This window comes from Paenibacillus pabuli NBRC 13638 (genome assembly GCF_001514495.1).
Classification (GTDB): domain Bacteria; phylum Bacillota; class Bacilli; order Paenibacillales; family Paenibacillaceae; genus Paenibacillus; species Paenibacillus pabuli.
This window is the reverse complement of the sequence record NZ_BCNM01000008.1, coordinates 161781-183328: the sequence shown is the minus strand read 5'-3', so window position 1 is coordinate 183328 and position 21548 is coordinate 161781. Positions and strand designations below refer to the sequence as shown.

Genomic DNA, 21548 nt, shown 5'->3' with positions numbered 1-21548 from the left:
TATTCATCGCGAGGAGGATTGGCTATAATGCAAAAGGATAAAAAAGAGATGTGAAAATTATAAAAATGAGGAATATGTGTGGCTAATTTTTTGTGGACTATCTACCTTGGATTGCTCGGAACAGCATCCCTGGCATATTTATTAAAAGGAAAGTATAAAACAACACTTGGAAAAATAGATTTTGTCGTATCTGTTATGACATGGATTGGTTTGTTAGGATTCGTTACCGAAACCGATATTCTAAATTCTACTGTGTGGAAGATGGTTACCGTTACAGCTTTTCTATGGGATTTATCATTTGCAATGTTCTTAAAAGACTACGAAGGTGAAGAAATCCTGGAAGAATTACCGATTGTAACGAGAAGATTATGGATGTTGCTAACATTTGTTATTTTGATGGGACCACTATACTATGGGTTGATCAGATATTCTTTTTTTTAAAATGATGATGCCGTAACCTCCATATGTGGGCCAATGCCTGCAGAATGGTGCAGGGAATGTCGGATGTGAGAAGAAAGGCTTTGATATGCTTGGATCAACGAGGGAGGTAAGATCATGAATACACTAGCACGACTGAATGAGGGCTTAAGCTACATTGAGGAGAATCTAATGGATTCCGTGGATATGAAAGAGGTTGCACGGATTGCCTGCTGCTCGGAATATCATTTTACAAGAATGTTTTCCTTTCTTAGTGGCATTACCTTGTCAGAGTATATCCGACGTCGGCGCTTGACGCTGGCAGCACTGGAACTAAGCCGGAATGACAGTAAAGTGATTGATGTTGCTCTCAAATTTGGATATGCCTCTCCGGATTCCTTCGCTAGAGCTTTTCAAAGCATGCATGGGGTTACACCTTCCGAAGCGAGAATTCATGGTCCATCACTCAAGGCCTTCCCTCGGATGACATTTCAATTGACCATTCAAGGAGGAAGCGAAATGAATTACCGTATTGAAGACAAAGAGGCCTTTCGGATTGTGGGCATCAGCAAAAGGGTGCCGATCGTGTTCAACGGAGTGAACCCGGAAATTGCTGCGATGTACCAACGTCTTACGCCGGAATTAATCGAGACGATTAAGGGATTATCCAACGTTCAGCCGACCGGGCTAATCAGTGCTTCGGCTCATTTTAGTGAGGAACGGATGCAGGAGAAAGGGGAACTCGATCATTATATCGGTGCAGCCACGACCCAAGCAGCTCCTGAGGGTTTGGTACAACTGGAAGTGCCTGCCTCAACATGGGCAGTGTTTACTGCCGTTGGTCCTTTTCCGGGTACGCTTCAGGATGTATGGGGACGAATCTATTCCGAGTGGTTTCCTTCATCGGATTATGAGCTGAGCGAAGGACCAGAACTCCTGTGGAATGAGCACCAGGATGTCACTTCTCCGCAATACAAAAGCGAGATATGGATACCGATACGGAAGCAATAAAGCTGCATGACTTCTATGTGAAATACCAAAAGATCTCTTCACTACTGAAGAGATCTTTTGGTGTACGACAACGTTTTAATGGAAATCACATTACATAAAAGATGACGGATAAAAGCATGAATCCACTTGCTAGATACTGTTAAGTTGTTTTAATGTTCACTGCGTAAAACCCTTTTTGCCGACCACAGCCTCCAACCCGTAAGTACTGCAGCTGCTATGCAGATCGAAGCGGAGGTCATGAAAACCACGTGCATGCCCGATAGAAAAAGATCGGGGCGGTCCGGCACAAGTCCTGTAACCCTACGGCCAGCCAAGTTGCTCATAACACCAAACAGGGTGGTAGTAGCAACCGTAATTCCCACGACCATGCCCATATTGCGGACGAGCGAGTTGATGCTCCCTGCAATTCCGAGCTGGGTTTTGGGCACTTTCGACATTACCAACGAGTTGTTCGGCGATTGAAACAAGCCGCTGCCGAGACCGAGCATACCGATCCAACTCCCAACCAGAAGGAGAGAGCTGCCGCTATGAAGTCGAGCAAGTCCGACTTGAGCGATGACCATCACAATGAGTCCTGCGAAAGTGAGCGACTCGGAACCAATTTTGTCCGAGAGTGCGCCACTGAGTGGAGCTACGATCACCATGACAATCGGAAACAGCATTAGCAAGAGCCCCGCGTGAGAGGGGTCAAGATTCAAAATACTTTGGGCATAGAATGGTGCGATGATGTTAAAACAAAAGTTGGCTACAAATACCAGAAAACCGCATAAAATGCTTAAGCTGAACAGCGGGTCTTTAAACAGGGTGAGCTTTAGCATGGGTTCCGGTTTATGAATCTCAACGAAAAGGAAAATAACAAAAACAATTGCAGAGATGATTAACGCAGCAATAATACGCACATCCTCATAACCGACCTGCTGACCGAGCAGCAGACCTGAAAATAAAGCTAGGATAAATAGAGGGAATAGGACACCGCCGGCCTTATCGATACGGACCTTCAGTTTGGTACGATCAGCAGGAAGTACCTTCCACCCAATCGCAATCGCGATCAGCCCTACCGGTATATTTACCAAAAATATATATTCCCAACCCAGTCCAGATACGAGAATACCGCCGAGGCTCGGTCCAGCTATACTGCCAAGCGAGACAAACGTACCGATCAGTCCCAATGCTTTTCCCCTTTCAGTTGCTGGGAAGATGTCTGTAATGATACCCTGACTGTTGGCCATCGTCATCGCTGCGCCCAGGGCTTGGAGTAATCGTGAACCTAGAAGAAGTGGAAGGCTGAAGCTGAACCCACACAGAAGGGAACCAACCGTGAAAATAATCATACCCCATTTGAACACTTTAATTTTACCGACAATGTCTCCGAGCTTGCCGAAAAAGAGGATCGCTGCACAAATGGTCATCAAGTAAGCAGTGACTACCCATTCCGCTTCGGCGACTGTCAGATTCATCCGCTTCGCGATAACGGGCAGAGCAATATTGACGATACTGCCATCGAGCGTCGACATAAATGTAAATAAATTCAGCACAATCAGGATGATCCAACGTCTTTTCTGGATTACTGGGTCATCTTGATAAGTAATGTAACGATTCTCACCTTCCGGTTTCATTAAATAATCACTCCTTACTATCTTTAAAAACATTTAGTTGCATTAGCAACTAATTTGGTTTTGATTATACTTTAACTGTTTTGCTATGGCTTTAGCCAGTAGTCCCCTCTATAAGCATGAAGAAGCCTCCAAAACCATTATTGAAATGGAGTTGGAGGCTTCATGTTCTAATTAATATATATCGGAAAATTCCTAGAGCAGCAAATCATTGACGAGTGCGCTTGTACGACAGGGTGAACAGGAGACCGCCAAATGTCAGGAGCACAATGAATATCAGCATCATATTGCTGTAAAGCGCGGCTGCTTGACTGGTTACGGTCGTGATTAGGGGGGAGTTTAGCCATGGCTTCGTCAGCAGTCCACCCACACCGGCAATGCCAATACCTTCAGCAAGGAAACAGGTGAAGTTGAGCATGCCCATTCCGGAACCTGCTTCATCCGGCTCCAGCGTCTGAGCGACACCTGCCGAAATGACAGTTTTTACAAACGAAAGACCGCCAAACGTCAGGATCATCGAACATGTAATAAGCCAAGGTACTCGATCCGTATAGAAGAGTACGATAAGAAAACCGGCGAAAATCATGCCAAGCCCGGATAACATCACAGTGATATGGCCCTGGCGGTCAGCAAGCATCCCACCAAGGATCCCGAACAAGATGACGCTCAATGTGCCTGGAAACAGAATGGCGCTTCCGATGAGGCCGGTCGGCATATGGTACACTGCTCTCATCAAATAAGGCACCATGGAAAAGAAACCGGCGACCGTGCCGAGCAACAAGGCGCCAGTGAGCACACTGGCAATATATCTTTTCTTCCGAAATAGGAACGGTTCCAGGAACGGTGCCTGCTGCCGGCGGATATGAAAAGTGAGAAGCCCGAACAAAACCAGACTTGCAGTCAGGTAAATCCAATGATAAAGCGTCGTGAACAGCGCAAACGAGAGAATGCCGACGGATAGCAGAACGGCCCCGGTAATATCGAATGGTTTTCTTTCTGAAGTCTCGTCAGGCAGTGTTCGCAGTACAAAAGGAAGGGCCAGCAGCGATAGCAATGGCAGTGCAAATAACAAGGACCAATGAACATGGTCGGAAATCACACCTCCGATGACAGGGCCGAGCCCCTCGCCAAATGCAACCACAGAGCCAATCAGGCCGAACGCCTTGCCCTGTTTTCCCGGTTCGACATTCTTGACGATGATCACCATAATAAGCGACGGTACTGCCGAAGCGCCAACTCCCTGAAAGAAACGCGCGATCAGTACACCCGGATACCAGGTATGACACAATAGGCCGACAATCGAACCGAAACCGTAGATCAGCATACCGAAAAACAGCAATTTTTTCATGCCCGTATGTTCGGATATCTTGCCGTACACAGCGATGCCAATGGCGAAGGATAGTGAGAAGCAGGTACTGGTCCAATTGGCCGCCGACGGTGCAATATCAAAATAAGCGGCAATATCCGGCAATGATACGTTAAACATGGTTTCGTTCATAACGCTGAAAAACGTTAAAATGCTCAGCCAAAGGATGAAACGTGACGCGTGAACCTCATTTTGATGTAGCACTTGCATATAACCCCTTAAGATGAAGGGGAATCGCAGTTTATAGGGTCAATTATGCGTTTTCCCCTAATTGTTGTACCCTTACAGAATGGTTTTGCCGCATGATATAATACGCCTCCAAATATGTGAAATGAAAAATAAACCAACACCATTTTATCATATGCTTTTAAAAGCCGTAAGCCATATTCATTGTCATTGAAGTGAATTATTGAACCCAGATATATCTTAGACTGATGCGTAAATTTGTAACTGAGGATTACAATTCTCGCAAACAAAAGGGGCCTTTATGAATGGAGGTTGTAATAGTTCTAAAAGGTAAATCAAAAAAAGAGCTGCTACGAACTTGTGCTGCCTCAATTATCACCTTTTGGTGACTATATCACAAAAAAGTGGGTACTGTTTTTCTTGTAACTTTTCCTCCATACTATCGTTCATAGGAAGTTCATGAGGTAGACGGAGCATCCTATACAATATAAAAAATTATAAAAGGAGTGTAATAGAATGGGGAAATTTGACGGAAAGGTAGCCGTTGTAACCGGAGGTACAAGCGGCATCGGTCTCGCGTCGGCACAGCAGTTCGTAGAAGAAGGAGCCTACGTTTTTATCACAGGACGCAGACAACGTGAACTGGATGAGGCAGTACAGCAGATCGGCAAGAATGTTACAGGTGTCCGAGGTGACATATCAAAGTCGGAAGATCTAGATAAATTGTTTGAAACAGTAAAGCGAGAGAAGGGACATTTGGACATTCTCTTTGCAAATGCCGGACTAGGGTCATTGCTTCCATTAGGAGAAATTACAGAAGCACAATACTACAAGACTTTCGATGTCAACGTGAAAGGAACCATCTTTACAGTACAAAAGGCATTACCTTTGTTTCCAAATAAAAGAGGTTCGATTATTCTAACGGGATCCACTGCTGGCTCGACGGGGATACCCGCGTTTAGTATCTACGGTGCCTCCAAGGCAGCGATCAGACAGCTCGTCCGCAGCTGGATTCTTGATATGAAAGGGACCGAAGTTCGTATGAACATCCTTAGTCCAGGATCCGTCGTAACGCCGGCGTACGATGAGTTATTTGGCTCCGAACTAGATCGTTATCTTGAACAGGCAAAACATGATATTCCGCTCGGCAGAGTGGGACAGGTTGAAGAGATCTCAAATGCTGTCATGTTCCTAGCCTCTAATGAAAGCAGTTATATGAATGGCGTTGAATTATTCGTAGATGGCGGAGTAGCTCAAGTTTAACCAGGATATAATATTTCTTAAACGATAGAGATGGTGCATTGATATGAAAACTTTTCACTGTGAATTGGAAGTTACACTAGAAGTTATCGGAGGAAAGTGGAAGGGACTTGTTCTGTACTATTTAATAAAAGGACCTAAACGGACGGGGGAGCTTAAGCGACTCGTTAATAATATATCGCAAAAGATGTTGGTTCAAACCCTTCGCGAACTGGAAACAGACGGACTAATTTTCAGAAAAATGTACAATCAAGTACCACCTAAGGTGGAATATTCAACGACGGAACTGGGTCAATCACTTGAACCTATTTTGAGATCACTTTGTAATTGGGGAGGGAATTACGCAGAGCAATCCTACGCCCCGGGCGAGATTGAGATTCTGTACCTGGATTAAGTGTCTCCGATCGCGGATTAATGAGGTGCTCGTGTGCCGTCTGCTTGTCGCCCAGTTTCCCATTGGGCAGAGCTACCCCTGCGACGAATTTTCGGTTCCGATAGAGGAGATTGATGCAATCCGGAGACGGTGTTATTGAAATAAGAGAACTCGAAAATGTCGAAGTTTTCGATGATCCGCAGAGTAGAGTTTGTCCAGATAAAGATTGCCGTATCCTTCACGAGTGCTACTCGTCAAGAATACGGCTATTTCATTTTGCAGATTAATCAAGAATATGATGATTAGCGAATATGATTGCTGGAAAGGGTCCCGCCTTTCAACTGCATCTTTAATGTACATTTGTAAATATTTTGGTTATCCAATAAAGAAGTAAGGCTAGATAAACTGATGAAAATCTGATTTTTCCGACTAATTCATTGAAAAAAATGTGCAAATGTAAAATAAATGAGTGATAAAAACAGAAAAAATATGTGCAATAAATAATAATACTTTGACAAATGCACCTTATTGGATTATTTTGTTAATAGGAGTTGCATTTCATAACTACTCTAAGAAATTATCCTCGAATTATGGTTGGCAAGCTAGTTGAATTGCTTCTATTAAGATATAAAAAAAATTAAATGGAGAGTGAGTAAAATTAAAGAATTACATTTATCAGGAGAAATGAGTAGTAGAAAAGAATCGGAAAATATTATTTTTTTCGAGAACAGATACAGGCCCCAATTACATTATTCGCCTAAGAAAAATTGGATGAACGATCCCAACGGTATGGTTTACTATGAAGGAGAATATCACCTTTTCTACCAACATACGCCTCATGATACTAAACCTGATTTTGGCAGGATGCATTGGGGGCATGCGATAAGCAAGGATTTAGTGCATTGGGAGGAACTTCCTCCGGCAATTCTTCCTGGTGAAGATGGAGCGATCTTCTCGGGAAGTGCGGTGGTGGATACAAACAATACAAGCGGATTTTTCAACGAGAACGGATCAGGATTGGTTGCCATTTATACTAATGATGGCAACAGTGCTCAGAATGGAAAACCGCAGGTGCAAAGCATTGCGTATAGCAGGGATAAGGGGCGAACCTGGACTAAATATGAAGGTAACCCTGTATTATTCCCAATGAAAACGCTAGATTTCCGTGATCCGAAGGTATTTTGGCATGATGAATCCTCGATGTGGGTAATGGTTCTTGCTGTAAAAGACCGTGTCGAATTTTACATCTCACCAAATCTTAAGGAATGGTCTTATGCAAGCGAATTCGGTTCCGACATTGCTGGGATTCACCGAGGAGTATTTGAGTGTCCTGACTTAATTCAAATCCAAGTAGATGAGAAACCTGATGTTACTAAATGGATTCTGATACTAAGCGTCGGGGATAGAAATGGTGTGAATCCATCGGATCCAGAACCACCGGCTGGCGGTTCGGGTATGATGTATTTCATAGGGAACTTTGATGGCAGGTCATTCACACCAGATGATACGTTGGAATCTTTAGATGCTATCAAATGGATAGATTACGGATCTGACTTTTACGCGGCCGTGACATGGGATGGTATTCCGAAAGAAGACGGACGAAAGATTTGGGTCGGCTGGATGAACAACTGGCGTTATGCCTCTACTCTTCCTTCAAAGGAATGGCGTGGCCACATGTCAATCCCCCGAGAGATTCAGCTTAAGACATATCCGGAAGGAATTCGCTTAATCCAAGTACCTATAAGTGAGTTAAGTCAACTCAGAAGACCGATTATATCTCTGCAAGATATAACAATTAAGCCAGGTAGCAATGTCTTATCTGAGATTTCTACTGCAAAGGCCGAAATTATTGCGGAATTTGAAATCGGTACTGCAGAAGAATTTGGGTTCAAGGTGAGAACGTCTGCCAATCAGGAGACGATCATCGGATATAGTATCTTGAAAGAGGAGTTGTTTGTCGATCGGACCAAGTCGAACGACATTGATTTCCATCCTGACTTTGCTGCAAAACACAAGGCCCCTATGAAGCCAGAGCATGAACGAATACAATTGAGCATTTACGTCGATTGGTCTAGTGTCGAGGTCTTCGGCAATAAAGGAAAAGCAATCGTTTCAGACATGATTTTCCCGGACTTGGAAAGTAGAGGGTTAGAACTCTATACTCTTGGCGGCGAACTAAAGGTAGTTTCGCTTCAAATCAATGATCTTGTAAGCATTTGGGGAAATGAGTCAGTTTAGACTTTAGCCTGGACCCGAGGGTAAGGGTTAAAAATGAATTGTACTTGGTGGTAAACAGTGTTACTCTAAAAGTCTGTGTTCGACAAGACATTTAATAATACTCACCACCATTTTAGTTATAAAGAAAGGTAACACTATGATAAAAGTTGATAACTTATCCTTCTCATTTCCGCAAAAAGAACTATATAAAAACATTTCATTTACATTTGAAGAAGGCCAACATTGCGCTTTTATCGGAACGAGTGGCAGTGGGAAAAGTACGTTAATCGATATACTGATGGATCCGGAAAGATATTTGTTTGAGGGCAAGTTAGAGATAGACCCGGATTGCAAAATCGGGTATGTCAGTCAGTTTTCTCAAGTAGATAAAAACAAAGAAATGACCGTTTTTGAGTATATCGGAGAAGAATTTATCAGGATACAAGATGAAATTACAGCGATTTATGCTGAAATGGAAACCACATCAGATATGGATTCGCTTCTGGAAAAGGTTCAATTGGCTTTGGACGCATTCGATTCGATGGGCGGAGATAATTTTGAGAACACCATTAATAAGCAGCTAAATCTGGCAAACCTCATGAAGCTAAAAGATCTTAGTATATCCGACGTGAGTGGTGGGGAATTCAAACTTATTCAAGTGATGAAGGAAATGCTGAATCGTCCAGACTTCATGATTATGGACGAACCAGATGTGTTTTTAGACTTTGAAAACCTAAATGCGCTTAAAAAACTTATAAATACCCACAAAGGCATGCTGCTGGTGGTTACGCACAACCGATATTTATTGAATCATTGCTTCAACAAAATTATCCACCTTGAAAACACGGAGATCCAAGAGTTTGATGGACGATATATCGATTATAACTTCTCACTACTTCAGACTAAAATTGAGTTACAAGAAATCGCGGTAGCTGAAGCTGAAGAAATTAAGAGATACGATCACATCATTGACAATCTTAGAGAGATCGCCACGTATAATTCGGAAGCTTCCAGAGGCAGAGCGTTAAAAGCCAGAGTCAAGTTTCAGGAGAGATTGGAAGCACGGCGAATAAAAGAGCCATTTGTCGATATTAAGCAGCCGAATATCAGTTTTGGTATCGATAAGGAAATGGAAGATACCATTGCGGTAAATGTCAACAATTATAGCGTTGCTTTTGATGAGTTGCTTTTGGATAATGTTAACTTTGAGATAAAATCTACAGATAAAGTAGCCATTATCGGTTCAAACGGTACCGGGAAAACGACTTTGCTCCGAGAAATCTTTAATAATAATCATGCTTCAATTGAAATAAATTCGGATGTTAAAGTGGCTTATTTATCTCAGCTTCAAGGCGAAGTGCTAAACGATTCCAATACTATACTGGAAGAATTCATCGATGCTGGGTTTCAAACTTATGATGAGATTCGATCGTATATTTCAAACTATGGCTTTGAAGGAGAAATCCTTAATCAAAAGATAGAATCTTTATCTGGCGGCGAAAAAAACATGCTTCAATTGGCTAAAGTTTCTGCCAGTAAAGCAAACGTACTGCTTCTTGATGAACCGACAAGCCATTTAGACATTTATACACAAATAGCACTAGAGAAAGCCATTGAGGACTACAAAGGTGCGATTCTCATGATTTCTCATGATTTCTATTCTGTTGTAAATGGGATGGATTATGTATTAATCATTGACGATAAGACGATTAGAAAAATGAGTATGGAAGAATTTAGAGAGATGATTTATGCTAGTCATTTTGATAAAGGCTATTTGGAAACTGAACAAAAGAAAAAATCAGTTGAAATGAAAATAGAATTGGCTTTAAAAGATACTAATTTTGAACTTGCAAAAGGTTTGGTTGATGAGCTGGAAGAGCTAATTAAGTTGCTTTAAATTAAAGGACTAAAGTGAATTAGTCTGAGTTCAACGATGAAACATGATGTTGGTGGAAAAGTATCAACAAAAAAAGACACTGATGACTAGAATATCAGTGTCTTTTTACTGCATTTAGTTTATTTTCAGTGCAACCTTGATGGGTTTATTGCCCTGCCTTTGGACATGTAATTTTCGCGCAAATGCGCTTCACTTCTCATGCCTAAACGCTCCAAAACATTGTTCCATTCAAGTACATTCGTGAAGCGAAGACATCACCGAAATTAAATTCGGCGATGTCTTTCTTGCGATTCAGCTGCACAAACTTCAAAATCTACTGTTCGTATTTTTTCGTTTTTCTTCCGGCAGAATGCCCTCGATTACGTCCCAATGCTCAGCGATCTTTCCATCCTCAACGCGGAACAAATCGTAGAAAGCGGTGTGTTGACCATCAAAGAGACCTTCACTCACGGTAAGAACATAATCGCCTTGCCCGATGACTTGATGGACGTGAGTATATTGAAACTCAATATTTTTCTCCTTCAGAGCCTGCAATGCAGCGTGAAGACCAGAAAGGCCGTCTGCAATATGCGGACTATGCTGAATGTAGTGATCTCCATCAAAGTAAGAGGCAAGCAGGTCAGGGTTCTTCCCAAGCAAGATGTTCTCAACATAGCTTTTGACAAATACTTTGTTGGCCTCCGTCTTGTCGATATCCTTAATCGTAACCGGTCCGTCAATCATCGTATGATTGCTTGGTGTCTTTTCCACCATCTCTTGCAAATTGTCCCAATGCTCGACGATTAGTCCATTCTCAAAACGGAAAATATCAAAAACGGCTTTAGGGCCGTGAAAATCATATACAGAATGAAGTGCCACATAACCTCCGTCGACCAAAGCACGCTTAACACTTACCTTTGTACCCATTTCCTTTAAATGGCCAAGTGCACCAAGCATGGCCGCACGACCATCGAGTAAGGCCTGGTTGTGCTGAATATATTGATCTGGATGAACGTAAGCCGTAATCGCTTCGGGGTTGCCGTTCTCAAAACTTTCCAGCACAGCGACTGCCTTACGAACAAGCTCATTTTGATGGTTGAATCTCATTGGAAAATCCTCCTTAGAGTTTTTTTGGTCATTAGATAAATAATGAACAACACGTTGTTTATTTATCTGTTGCTCATTATAATAGAGGTTAATATAACGCTCAATATTCAATATTTTTAGTTTTGATGGATAACAGACAACTCATAAAACTTTGTCGCTTAACGACTATAAATAATTTTAGGGGGAACAAAAACAATGAACAAGAAAACCGACCTAAGAATACTGCGTACGAAACAATCGATTCGAAAGGCGTTTTATGAGCTTATTCAAGAAAAAGGATATGAAGCGATAACGATCCAGGATATTGCCGATCGGGCTATGATCAATCGAAACACTTTTTATCTTCACTACCAAAATAAGCCTGATCTATTAGATACATGTATGAATGAATTGTTGAGCGAATTAAAGGATGCAGTCGTTCTTTGTCCCATCAGCATGAATCCGTTCAGTATTTCTCTACTCAAGACAGTCATGCAAACTGTACTGGAACATATTTCTCAAAATATGACCTTTTACCATTCCATGTTAATTGAAGAGAATAGAATCTATCCGTTTCAAGCGAAAATGGAGAATATCATTAAAGATAAATTAATTGAGGGAAGGAAACCTGCTCAGGGAAACTCCCCATTAGCGATATCCAAGGAATTGCTGCTCGAATACCTTGGGTCGTCTTTCATGGGGATTGTCATTTGGTGGATTAAAAACGATAGACCCCTTCCTGCAGATGAAGTTTCATCTCAGTTTAGCAGTATCGTTGCTTACGGGCATTTAAGAGCTGCCGGCATCGCCGTCGAGGAATAAAATTAGCGAAGTAGAAGGAGCAGGGTTCAGATCTGCCCTTTACATTTGAATGACATGGTGCTAATATTGATTTCGATAGTTATAGAACTGCAGAAGATATGCGGGGAGGTGGGTACAATGGGAGAAAATCAAGAAGCTATCGGGCAAGCGGTTAAAGTGTATAAAGCTTTGGGGGAACCAACCCGGCTGAAAATCGCTTTACTGCTTGCGAAAGAGAGCAATTTATGCTTCACCGCGGTCGGTGAAAGGCTTGAATCGGTTGCAGGCTCGACGCTATCGCATCATTTAAAGCAATTGACGGACTCTGGCTTGATCGATTCTCGCAAGAATGGATCGTTTATTCACTATAACGTCAATCGAGAAGTAGCAGAAAAGTTTGCGCCCTTTTTGTTGGCGTAATTTTTTTCGAAATCATTTCTATATATTTAGAACAGTAGAAATGGTGGGGCTCATTGAATGAGGTTTTGGCGTACGAGTCGACTTGGAATGATCCTTCAATGATCTTTGCTAATCATCCCTATTCCATATTAAGAAGGAGAGAATAACTATGAGCGGTCAAACGAATACGATGGAGATTGGAATGAGCACCTTCCTCCATGCTAATCCCGGAAATGGCGGTGTCTCGCATGCCGAGAGGCTGCGCCAAGCGATCGAAGAAATCCAATTGGCAGATCAGGTCGGCCTTGATGTTTATGCCATCGGCGAGCATCATCGCATCGAATACACAAGCTCGTCGCCAGCCGTCATTCTGGCAGCAGCTGCAGCTACAACGAAGCGGATCCGGCTCTCGAGCGCAGTGACGGTGCTATCTTCGGACGATCCGGTGCGGATATATCAGGACTTTGCAACGCTGGACGGTCTGTCCAACGGGCGAGCGGAGATCATGGCCGGAAGGGGTTCGTTCATCGAATCGTTCCCGCTATTCGGCTATGACCTGAAAGATTACGAGGAATTGTATGAAGAGAAACTGGAACTGCTGTTGAAGATTCGCGCTTCCGAAAAGGTGACCTGGCGTGGTGGTCATCGCCCGGCGATTGACAACATGGGCGTCTATCCTCGTGCACAGCAGGAGCCTTTGCCTGTCTGGATCGGAACAGGGGGCAGCCCGGAATCGGCGGTTCGGGCCGGCTTGCTGGGACTTCCGATTGCCTTCTCTATCCTGGGCGGAGCACCACAGAGATTTGCACCCTTAGTGGAGCTTTATAAAGAAGCCGCCGTGAAAGCTGGTCACGATCCGAATAAGCTGCAAATTGCTACACATTCGCATGGCTTTATTTCGAATACGGCACAAGAGGCAGCTAAGCGGTATTACCCTGTCATGGCTGGCCAAATGAACCACATTGGACGGGAACGAGGCTGGTCTGCCTATACACGTGACTCGTACGATTCAGCCCGCAGCCTTCACGGCGCTCTATACGTCGGTGATCCCGAATACGTCGCAGAAAAAATCGTGCTGCTGCATAAGAATCTTGGCTTGACTCGCTTCATGATGTACAACGATTTCAGTTCGTTGCCGCATCGCGACTTGCTGCAGACGATTGAGCTTCTCGGCACCAAAGTAGCGCCGATTGTCCGTAAGGAGCTGGCACGTCAGACGTCTGACCATAACGCTTAAAGCAGGTACGAACGCTTGGAACGAGGATGCTTGATTGAGCCGAGAAGTGATGTCGGCGAATTGGGCATTATTTTTTAATTAAGATTTCTATAGATTTAGAATTGTTGAAATGAAAAGAGGAGAAATAGATGAGGAATTCATGGAAAATTTATATTCTGGCTATTGTCAGCTTTTTAGTCGGAACTTCGGAGTTTGTGATTACTGGCATTTTGGATATGCTTGCAAGCGATATTGGAGTGTCGGTAGTAGCGGCCGGGCAGTTGATTACGGTCTACTCGCTTGCTTATGCCATCGGTACCCCGATTCTTATTGCACTCACGGCAAAAATGGATCGAAGAAAGCTTATGCTATCAGCTTTGGGATTATTTTTCGTTGGGAATTTGATCACTGTCACAACTACAGGCTATGGCATGCTGCTCGGAGCAAGAATTATTTTGGCGATCAGCACGGGGGTATTTATGGTCGTCGCCATGACGGTTGCCGCCAAAATGTCTCATCCTGGAAAACAGGGCAGCGCTATCGCCACGGTTCTAGTGGGCTTTAACCTCGCACTTATTCTAGGGGTCCCGCTTGGGAGGATCATTGCGGGCTCACATGATTGGAAAATCATCTTCACGGGAGTCGGGGCCCTAAGCTTGGTCGCGATGGTGGTCCTTTTGCTTACGATTCCGAAATCGGAAGGAGAGGCTCCCGTTCCTATTCGGGAACAGCTCGCCTTATTAAAAAGCCCCCGAATCGCTGTCGCGCTTTCCATCAGTTTTTTCTGGATATTGGGCTATACGATTCTGTACACCTATATAACGCCGTTTCTTCTGGACATTACGGGGATGAGCGAAGGGATGGTAAACGTCGGGTTGTTTGCGTTTGGGCTGGCCAGTCTCATAGGCTCCCAAGTTGGCGGTTACGGTGCAGATAAATGGGGTATCCCCCGTACGATGATTGGGGGCCTGCTCTTTCACTCCGGAATATTATTGTTACTGACTGCGTTCTCCCACTCGTCCATGTTCGTGTTGCCTTTTCTTATGTTATGGTCCTTTTTTGCTTGGTCGATGGGGCCGGTTCAACAAGTATATTTAATCGGCATGGCTCCTCAGGCTTCGGGGATCGTCCTGAGTTTGAACAATTCTATCGTGCAGTTGGGAATGGCCGTAGGGGCTGTAATTGGGGGTATCGTTGTAGAAAGCATCTCTCTTGCAGCAGTTGGTTGGTTTGGCGGAGTTGGCGTCGCAATCGCACTCATCCCGGCTATTATTTCTTTATCCATGCGTCGCCGATCTGCAACGGCGGAACGAAACGGAGCGTAAAGTACCTTCTTCCTCAGAAATGAAAATACCGCCTAAGCGTTGTTGAATAACGCTTGAGCGGTATTTTCATACTCATGGGGAACATTGCGTTTTTTTGAGTGCAGCGTACCGTGATTTCAGTTCATTCAGACGCCCCAAATACAAGTTCACCAAACTGGAAGGCAGTTACACACCTCAAACGAATTACTAATCCGTAATGTTTCCGCACCAGCGAGTGATTCCTTCATTTATAGTTTGCATTGGATTCGGATCGGATAGAGGAATCGCCCAGGCAATATGTCCATCCGGCCGAATAAGCGCCGAGTGGACGTCGTTCCAATCCGCGTCAGCGTCAGCCAAAGAGGCATGTACAACTTGAAGGTTGCTATACGTTTCCCATTGGCCGCTATGCTGTTCATTAGAATGGAAATGCAGCAGAAGAAAAGTACCTTTGTGCAGGAGCGGATAGGCGTTAATCAATTGCCCGTCTTTCAGCTTTATGCTGAGATCCTTGAACCGTTTCCCGTTTAAAGGATGGGAAGGCGCTTCGGCGTCGGGAGCATAATGTACATCCATTGCGGAAATTTGTGCTGCGATCTGATAATTAGCCTCCGGTATTTGAATCAGATTAGCCAGCATGCTTCGCAGTTCCGTGATGGGAGGAGTCACGTCCATAAGCAGGGTTTGGACCTCGGTATTCCGAAGCAAGGCGGTGTTCCAAGGGAAACGTTCGGCATGATAACTGTCCAATAGCCAGTCCGGAGCCCAGCCTTTGATTGCTCCTGCAAGCTTCCAGCCTAAGTTCATTGCTTCTTGTAAGCCGACATTCATTCCCTGTCCACCAGCCGGAAAATGAATGTGCGCCGAATCTCCCGCCAAGAACAATCGACCATTCCGATAGCGTCCCGCTTGCCGCGTCGCATTTCCGAAACGCGACATCCATTTCACATCGTTCAATCCCAAGTCGCTTCCGGTCATACGGATGAGCGATGAACGAAACTCTTCCAATGTAACGGTCTCATCCTTAGAGATGTTACGTCTCTCCATATCGATCATCAAGACTCGATAGATATGATCATTGATTGGCATAATGCTGACCAATCCTTTTTCTGTAATCCGGGATATGACACTCATAGGAGCCAAATCAGATAGAACGGCATCCCCCAGAATAGCCGTGAAGGTCGCAGCTGTACCTTCAAATGATATATTTGCATGTTTGCGAACCAAACTTCTAGCTCCATCCGTACCTACCACATAAGCTGATCTTAACGTTGTTTCTCCATGAGGTCCCGCGATCTTAACGTCAACCCCATCCTCATCCTGGTGCACAGATAGAGCCTCAACCTCTCTCCAGACCTCTGCGCCAAGGCTAAGCGCCCATTCCTCCAGCACCTTCTCCGTCTCACTCTGCGGTAAAAAGAGGGTGTGATTGGAAGAAGAATCCAACACCGAGAAATCCAAAGGGGTATCTAATCCGGCAAAATGTCCTCTCGAAAGTAAGCGGCCTTGACTGATTAATTGTGATTTCACTCCACGCATATCTAATATTTCAAGGGTTCGTGGATGTACGGTAAGCGCACGTGAATATGGGGTTGTCTCTTTTAATCGCTCAATGACGCAGACCTTTACACCGGCTAATGCCAATTCCCCAGCCAACAGCATGCCGACAGATCCGCCACCGATAAGGATGACTTCATATTTCATATAAATAACCTCTTTTCTTAAACATTATGGGAAGATTACGATAGCGTCTATTTCGATAAGCCATTCAGGATCGGCTAGTGTTTGAACGCCTATATAGGTACTTGCTGTCTTCGGCCAGTTAGGGCCAAACACATGAAATCCTGCGTCAAAAATAATCGAAGTCAATTCCGGGTTGTGGTTTACCACAAAAATATTCATTTTTACAATGTACAATGGATCCGCTCGCACGGCTTCCAATGCATACTTAAGATTGGTGAACACTTGAATCGCTTGCGCGTAATAGTCCCCTGAACCGACCAATGCTCCTGTTTCATCTACAGAAACCTGACCTGAGATGAAGGCCAGTTTGGAGGCAGTAGTTACCACGACATGAGAAATTACAGATGTAACCTTATCCGTCAATGTCTTCGGATTCACGATTTCCATAGGCAGGGTGTGCTCCATTTCCATACTTATAAATCTTCTCTTGAAAAGTGGACAAGTATTTCCGGCTGACCTCCTTCATCCATTATTGTTTCGTTAGAACCTTTTTTATTGCTTGTTAAAACAAGTGTGATGAAAATTATATAAAATTATCGTTTCATATGAAACAATAATACTGTACTTGGTTACTCTTTGTTCTGTCAACCCCAATCTCAATATGAGTATGCCCGTTTGTTTCTCGGAGAACAATTTATGATATAATAAAAAAAATAAGTTGAGGAGCCAGCATAATCATGGATACTGCCAGTAAAAACAAAACCGCCATTCATGAATTTTTCGTTCAGTTTCTTGAGCAAAAAGAGCAATATGAAACCCGAATAACTGCCACATACCTGGAGGATATCCGGAAGCATATTGAGTCGGAATTCAGTTTAAATATGACGGAACTGCACACCATTGCGTGCATCGGAGAGCAGGAGCCGATTAATCTCACTTCCATTGCGGAGAGAATAAATTTAAGTAAAGGAAATACCTCCAAGATCGCAAATAAATTACTAAAGGCAGGTTGGGTGCGAAAAGCCCAGCTCAACGACAACAAAAAGGAAGTGTATTTTCGGCTAACGCCTGTGGGCAAAAAGCTATTTGCTGCTCATGATGAGCTTCATGCGAAGGAAAAGCAAAGAATGTACGAATTTTTGGAAAGATATAACGAAAGCGAGCTCGAATTTATTAAACGGCTGTTTGGAGATATGGTTGATTTCTATCGCTAACGTACCATATGTTAGACATTTTCTAAACAGTGAATTCTCATCGGAGCATAAATGGGTTAAACTTACCGGGTACAAGAACTCAATAATCATAAAGCAGCTTAGTATTAATTCGGTTTGAAAAAAAGTCGAGTCTGTGCTACTATCAGAAAAATACAAATATAGCGAAGAAGAGAAGGCTATGCAATAGCGTTTATGTCCAGAGAGCAGAGGGATTGCTGAAACCTCCGTCGTAACGCATGTATAGTGTCGTCTCGGAGCTGTTGACCGAACGCGGAAGGCGTGATTGCACGCCCGCAAGTAGGATCAACCGGCCTGGCATCCGTTAACATGCTGCAGGTATAGCATCGGCTTTACCTCATGAGACTGCAATTGCGAGATTGCAGTAAACCTGGGTGGTACCGCGAACATTCCCCTTTCGTCCCAAGGCTTCAAGCAGTAGCTTCGAGCCTTGGGAAGGAAGGGGTTATTTATTTAATACCAACAGGCGATGAAGAGAAAGCCGACAAGGGCGGTTATGCCCAGAGAGCAGAGGAAACGCTGAAACCTTTGCCTTAACCCTTTGTATGGTGTCGTCTCGGAGCTGTTAACCGAAAGCGGCTGGTCTCATATTCATGCCCGCAAGTAGACTTAACCGAAATGGTGCTCGTTAACGCACCGCAGGTAAGGCATCGGCCTTACCTCATGAGGCTGCATTCGCGAGAGTGGCAGCGAACTTGGGTGGTACCGCGAAAAAATCCCCTTTCGTCCCTGTATGAGCTGACCGCTGTCAGTTTGCTCAGGAGGAGAGGGGATTTTATTTTGCAAAGGAGGCTGCCCAATGGAACAGCAATTAGGCATGACAAATGAAACAACGACGCCGTCAGAGGACTATATCACCGGTTCGGAGGTGCTTTTGCGCGGCTTGCTGCAGGAAGGCGTAGAGTGCGTATTCGGCTATCCTGGAGGAAATGTGCTCTATATTTATGACGCGATGGTACATCAGCCAGACTTCAAGCATATCTTGACCCGGCACGAACAAGGCGCGATCCACGCGGCGGACGGCTATGCTAGGTCGACGGGGAAGGTTGGGGTATGCATCGCGACATCCGGTCCAGGAGCAACAAATCTGGTGACCGGGATTGCAACCGCCTATATGGATTCGGTGCCGGTGGTGATCATAACGGGGAACGTATCTACGAATGTCATGGGCACGGATGCTTTTCAGGAAGCGGACATTATTAGCATCACGATGCCGATCACGAAGCACAGCTACATGGTTCGCGATGTACACGACCTTCCTCGCATCATTCATGAAGCGTTTTACATTGCAAATACGGGCCGCAAAGGTCCTGTCTTGATCGATATTCCAAAAGACGTGACCAATCAGCGGATGGCATATCGTCCAGAGGACACGGTTCGGTTGCGCGGATACCATGGAGCCCCGGAACCGAATCCGGCAGAAATGGATGCGCTGCTTCAGGCGATTGCAGAAGCGCGCAAGCCGGTTATTATCGCGGGCGGCGGCGTTGTCTATTCGAACTCCTCGCAGGAGCTGATCAAGTTCGTCCACACTACGCGGATTCCGGTCGTGACGACTCTGCTCGGCCTCGGCGGGTTTCCGAGCGATGACGAGATGTGGCTGGGCATGCTCGGACATCATGGCGTATATGCGGCGAACATGGCGGTACAGAATGCGGATCTCGTTATTTCGATCGGCTCGCGTTTCGATGACCGGGTCACGATGAAGCTGGACGGGTTTGCGCCTCAGGCCAAACGTATCGCCCATATCGATATCGATCCTGCGGAAATCGGAAAGAACGTCAAGACAGATCTCGCATGCATCGGCGATATTAAAAACGTGGTGGCTTATGCGAACACGAAAGCGCAAGCAGCCCAGACGGATACCTGGCTCGAGCAGCTTCAAGAGTATAAGGTGCAGCATCCGCTTCGGTATACCGATTCGGATACTGTCATTAAGCCGCAATATGTGCTTGAGATGATTAGCGAGACGACGCAAGGAGATGCGATCATCACCACCGATGTCGGCCAGCACCAAATGTGGACCGCACAGTTTTACCGCTTTAAGCATCCTCGCTCACTCATCACATCGGGCGGTCTTGGCACGATGGGCTTTGGCTTCCCGGCCGCGATCGGCGCTCAAGTCGGAAATCCAGATCGTCTCGTCGTCTCGATCAACGGCGACGGGGGCATGCAGATGTGCGCGCAGGAGATGGCGATCTGCGCGATCCATCAGATTCCGGTCAAGATCGTGGTCTTGAACAACCAGGTGCTCGGCATGGTTAAGCAGCAGCAGGAATTGATGTACGAACGACGCTACAGCCAGATTGATCTGTCCGGCAGTCCTGACTTCGTCAAGCTTGCGGAAGCATACGGAATCAAGGGATTAAGGGCAACGAACAAAGGCGAAGCCTCCAAGGTCTGGCTAGAGGCGCTGCAGACGAAAGGACCTGTGCTCGTCGAGTTCGTCATCCCGACCAATGAGAATGTGTACCCAATGGTGCTTGCCGGCACGCCGCTGGACCAAATGATTCTAGGGTACGACGAATAATTCCAAGGTTGGCGCACCTCTGAAGAAGGAAGGAATCGAGAAAGCAAAGAAAAAAATGCAAAACACACCTCCAACAGAAGGTGCTGGCCCAGCCCCAGCTTCTAACTAAAAGAGGATGTAAGTCTAACATTATAATTTTTATAGCGAAGGGATTCCTCAAGGGGAATTCCTTTTTTCTTGATGCCCTTCGACCTATCCTCATTTTCTTCCTATTACAGATTATGAACTGAAACTTATGTAGTCCACAACGGAATCGGATATGGACGCTTCACTTATGAAATGGCTTGCAAAATATGAACGATCTTCCTTTCAATATCGGAGTCGTCTATCATCTTCAGATATTCAGGTTTTAGCAATTGATACTGCTTCATGTAGTAGAAATCCATAATCGCTTGTTTCAAGGTGATATCATACTGAATCGAAAATGACGGCTCGATAAAGCGTCGCAGCACAGCGTCATCTTGAACCATAAATATCACGGCATTCAATCTATTGAAAATCTGTTGCTCCATACCGGATTCAAAAAAAGTTTGTAAACTTTTATTCCGATTTTGTAGGGCAACGGACAGATTCTCAAAATGGTGCGGATAAAATTCTTTCAGATCTTGCAAGAACAAATCAGAAATAAACGCGGCACACATCAAAGATTGTAAAAATGTTAATTGAAAACGATCCAAAAAAGAGACGGAATTGTCTTTGACAACGGTGTCAGCCTTTTTCGAATAATCAATGTAATAATCCACGACTTGTTCAATGATGTCGTCTTTGGAGGAAAAATGTTTATAGAGTGTCACTTTGCTGATATCCATATATTTTGCGAGATCGTCGACTTTCAGTTGGCTGAATTTTGTTTTTCTTATAACAGGTTTTATTTTTTCCACATATGTATCTACACTCACAGCTTTTCTCACGGATAAGTCCCTCCCTTAGATGCCTATAAAACACATTATAACAAATTCGCTGCCCTTTATGTATGGA

Annotated in this window: 20 protein-coding genes; 14 read left to right on the top strand and 6 right to left on the bottom strand. The window is 44.5% G+C overall.

The window, feature by feature from the left end:
- The first annotated feature begins 78 nt into the window (after positions 1-78).
- Both PPA03S_RS13060 and PPA03S_RS13055 read left to right on the top strand, forming a co-directional pair.
- Positions 79-441: a hypothetical protein gene (locus tag PPA03S_RS13060; protein WP_062323505.1), complete on the top strand. Its 363-nt coding sequence runs from the start codon at positions 79-81 to the stop codon at positions 439-441.
- A 114-nt stretch (positions 442-555) separates the two neighbouring features.
- Entirely contained in the window at positions 556-1428 is an 873-nt protein-coding gene (locus PPA03S_RS13055; RefSeq protein ID WP_062323503.1) for an AraC family transcriptional regulator, read from the top strand.
- A gap of 149 nt (positions 1429-1577) precedes the next feature.
- Here the strand turns inward: PPA03S_RS13055 and PPA03S_RS13050 are convergent, their stop codons facing one another.
- Both PPA03S_RS13050 and PPA03S_RS13045 read right to left on the bottom strand, forming a co-directional pair.
- Complete coding sequence (locus PPA03S_RS13050; protein WP_062323502.1) at positions 1578-3044, bottom strand: MFS transporter; 1467 nt, start codon at positions 3042-3044, stop codon at positions 1578-1580.
- Between the two features lie 205 nt (positions 3045-3249).
- Positions 3250-4617: an MFS transporter gene (locus tag PPA03S_RS13045; protein WP_062323500.1), complete on the bottom strand. Its 1368-nt coding sequence runs from the start codon at positions 4615-4617 to the stop codon at positions 3250-3252.
- 492 nt (positions 4618-5109) lie between these two features.
- On the opposite strand from PPA03S_RS13045, the gene PPA03S_RS13040 reads away from it, so the two are divergent.
- The 5 genes from PPA03S_RS13040 to PPA03S_RS13025 all read left to right on the top strand — a co-directional run bounded on the left by PPA03S_RS13040 (position 5110) and on the right by PPA03S_RS13025 (position 10340).
- Entirely contained in the window at positions 5110-5856 is a 747-nt protein-coding gene (locus PPA03S_RS13040) for an SDR family NAD(P)-dependent oxidoreductase (RefSeq protein ID WP_062323498.1), read from the top strand.
- 43 nt (positions 5857-5899) lie between these two features.
- Positions 5900-6247 (top strand): winged helix-turn-helix transcriptional regulator, encoded by a 348-nt coding sequence (locus tag PPA03S_RS13035; RefSeq protein WP_062323496.1) that lies wholly within the window; start codon positions 5900-5902, stop codon positions 6245-6247.
- Between the two features lie 156 nt (positions 6248-6403).
- The gene (locus PPA03S_RS34240) at positions 6404-6532 is read left to right on the top strand and encodes a hypothetical protein (RefSeq protein WP_281189047.1); all 129 of its coding nucleotides are present in this window, start codon (positions 6404-6406) and stop codon (positions 6530-6532) included.
- A 342-nt stretch (positions 6533-6874) separates the two neighbouring features.
- Entirely contained in the window at positions 6875-8464 is a 1590-nt protein-coding gene (locus tag PPA03S_RS13030) for a glycoside hydrolase family 32 protein (protein ID WP_157284138.1), read from the top strand.
- 136 nt (positions 8465-8600) lie between these two features.
- Positions 8601-10340, top strand: a complete 1740-nt coding sequence (locus PPA03S_RS13025) for an ABC-F family ATP-binding cassette domain-containing protein (RefSeq protein WP_062323493.1) — start codon at positions 8601-8603, stop codon at positions 10338-10340.
- A gap of 306 nt (positions 10341-10646) precedes the next feature.
- Here the strand turns inward: PPA03S_RS13025 and PPA03S_RS13020 are convergent, their stop codons facing one another.
- Entirely contained in the window at positions 10647-11426 is a 780-nt protein-coding gene (locus tag PPA03S_RS13020; RefSeq protein WP_062323491.1) for a nuclear transport factor 2 family protein, read from the bottom strand.
- A gap of 195 nt (positions 11427-11621) precedes the next feature.
- Between PPA03S_RS13020 and PPA03S_RS13015 the strand changes: the two genes are divergently transcribed.
- The 4 genes from PPA03S_RS13015 to PPA03S_RS13000 all read left to right on the top strand — a co-directional run bounded on the left by PPA03S_RS13015 (position 11622) and on the right by PPA03S_RS13000 (position 15146).
- Positions 11622-12227: a TetR/AcrR family transcriptional regulator gene (locus PPA03S_RS13015; RefSeq protein ID WP_062323489.1), complete on the top strand. Its 606-nt coding sequence runs from the start codon at positions 11622-11624 to the stop codon at positions 12225-12227.
- Positions 12228-12344: 117 nt separating this feature from the next.
- Entirely contained in the window at positions 12345-12626 is a 282-nt protein-coding gene (locus PPA03S_RS13010) for an ArsR/SmtB family transcription factor (RefSeq protein WP_015736966.1), read from the top strand.
- Positions 12627-12774: 148 nt separating this feature from the next.
- Positions 12775-13842 (top strand): Atu2307/SP_0267 family LLM class monooxygenase, encoded by a 1068-nt coding sequence (locus tag PPA03S_RS13005; protein WP_062323487.1) that lies wholly within the window; start codon positions 12775-12777, stop codon positions 13840-13842.
- Between the two features lie 128 nt (positions 13843-13970).
- Positions 13971-15146: an MFS transporter gene (locus PPA03S_RS13000; RefSeq protein WP_062323485.1), complete on the top strand. Its 1176-nt coding sequence runs from the start codon at positions 13971-13973 to the stop codon at positions 15144-15146.
- A gap of 186 nt (positions 15147-15332) precedes the next feature.
- Here PPA03S_RS13000 and PPA03S_RS12995 read toward each other — a convergent pair whose 3' ends face one another.
- Both PPA03S_RS12995 and PPA03S_RS12990 read right to left on the bottom strand, forming a co-directional pair.
- Positions 15333-16829, bottom strand: coding sequence for a monooxygenase (locus PPA03S_RS12995; protein ID WP_062323484.1), 1497 nt, complete (start codon positions 16827-16829; stop codon positions 15333-15335).
- A gap of 24 nt (positions 16830-16853) precedes the next feature.
- On the bottom strand, positions 16854-17279 hold the full coding sequence (locus PPA03S_RS12990) for a RidA family protein (protein ID WP_245683600.1): 426 nt from the start codon (positions 17277-17279) through the stop codon (positions 16854-16856).
- A 266-nt stretch (positions 17280-17545) separates the two neighbouring features.
- On the opposite strand from PPA03S_RS12990, the gene PPA03S_RS12985 reads away from it, so the two are divergent.
- The 3 genes from PPA03S_RS12985 (at position 17546) to ilvB (ending at position 20570) form a co-directional block, all read left to right on the top strand.
- Positions 17546-18022, top strand: coding sequence for a MarR family transcriptional regulator (locus PPA03S_RS12985; RefSeq protein WP_062323482.1), 477 nt, complete (start codon positions 17546-17548; stop codon positions 18020-18022).
- Between the two features lie 357 nt (positions 18023-18379).
- Entirely contained in the window at positions 18380-18577 is a 198-nt protein-coding gene (locus PPA03S_RS33305) for a hypothetical protein (protein WP_167666025.1), read from the top strand.
- 262 nt (positions 18578-18839) lie between these two features.
- Positions 18840-20570 carry a biosynthetic-type acetolactate synthase large subunit gene (gene ilvB, locus PPA03S_RS12980; RefSeq protein ID WP_062323480.1) on the top strand — a complete coding sequence of 577 codons (1731 nt, stop codon included), beginning with the start codon at positions 18840-18842 and terminating at the stop codon, positions 20568-20570.
- 272 nt (positions 20571-20842) lie between these two features.
- Here ilvB and PPA03S_RS12975 read toward each other — a convergent pair whose 3' ends face one another.
- Complete coding sequence (locus PPA03S_RS12975; protein ID WP_062323478.1) at positions 20843-21481, bottom strand: TetR/AcrR family transcriptional regulator; 639 nt, start codon at positions 21479-21481, stop codon at positions 20843-20845.
- Positions 21482-21548 lie beyond the last annotated feature (67 nt).

What these genes read in the sequence shown, in the direction of transcription:
- PPA03S_RS13025 (WP_062323493.1), top strand. Translation starts at nt 8,601, where the DNA reads ATGATAAAAGTTGATAACTTATCCTTCTCATTTCCGCAAAAAGAACTA.
- PPA03S_RS12985 (WP_062323482.1), top strand. Translation starts at nt 17,546, where the DNA reads ATGGATACTGCCAGTAAAAACAAAACCGCCATTCATGAATTTTTCGTT.
- PPA03S_RS13035 (WP_062323496.1), top strand. Translation starts at nt 5,900, where the DNA reads ATGAAAACTTTTCACTGTGAATTGGAAGTTACACTAGAAGTTATCGGA.
- PPA03S_RS13050 (WP_062323502.1), bottom strand. Translation starts at nt 3,044, where the DNA reads ATGAAACCGGAAGGTGAGAATCGTTACATTACTTATCAAGATGACCCA.
- PPA03S_RS33305 (WP_167666025.1), top strand. Translation starts at nt 18,380, where the DNA reads ATGAGACTGCAATTGCGAGATTGCAGTAAACCTGGGTGGTACCGCGAA.
- PPA03S_RS13005 (WP_062323487.1), top strand. Translation starts at nt 12,775, where the DNA reads ATGAGCGGTCAAACGAATACGATGGAGATTGGAATGAGCACCTTCCTC.
- PPA03S_RS13015 (WP_062323489.1), top strand. Translation starts at nt 11,622, where the DNA reads ATGAACAAGAAAACCGACCTAAGAATACTGCGTACGAAACAATCGATT.
- PPA03S_RS12995 (WP_062323484.1), bottom strand. Translation starts at nt 16,829, where the DNA reads ATGAAATATGAAGTCATCCTTATCGGTGGCGGATCTGTCGGCATGCTG.
- PPA03S_RS34240 (WP_281189047.1), top strand. Translation starts at nt 6,404, where the DNA reads ATGTCGAAGTTTTCGATGATCCGCAGAGTAGAGTTTGTCCAGATAAAG.
- PPA03S_RS13000 (WP_062323485.1), top strand. Translation starts at nt 13,971, where the DNA reads ATGAGGAATTCATGGAAAATTTATATTCTGGCTATTGTCAGCTTTTTA.
- PPA03S_RS13055 (WP_062323503.1), top strand. Translation starts at nt 556, where the DNA reads ATGAATACACTAGCACGACTGAATGAGGGCTTAAGCTACATTGAGGAG.
- ilvB (WP_062323480.1), top strand. Translation starts at nt 18,840, where the DNA reads ATGGAACAGCAATTAGGCATGACAAATGAAACAACGACGCCGTCAGAG.
- PPA03S_RS12990 (WP_245683600.1), bottom strand. Translation starts at nt 17,279, where the DNA reads ATGGAAATGGAGCACACCCTGCCTATGGAAATCGTGAATCCGAAGACA.
- PPA03S_RS13020 (WP_062323491.1), bottom strand. Translation starts at nt 11,426, where the DNA reads ATGAGATTCAACCATCAAAATGAGCTTGTTCGTAAGGCAGTCGCTGTG.
- PPA03S_RS13040 (WP_062323498.1), top strand. Translation starts at nt 5,110, where the DNA reads ATGGGGAAATTTGACGGAAAGGTAGCCGTTGTAACCGGAGGTACAAGC.
- PPA03S_RS13010 (WP_015736966.1), top strand. Translation starts at nt 12,345, where the DNA reads ATGGGAGAAAATCAAGAAGCTATCGGGCAAGCGGTTAAAGTGTATAAA.
- PPA03S_RS13045 (WP_062323500.1), bottom strand. Translation starts at nt 4,617, where the DNA reads ATGCAAGTGCTACATCAAAATGAGGTTCACGCGTCACGTTTCATCCTT.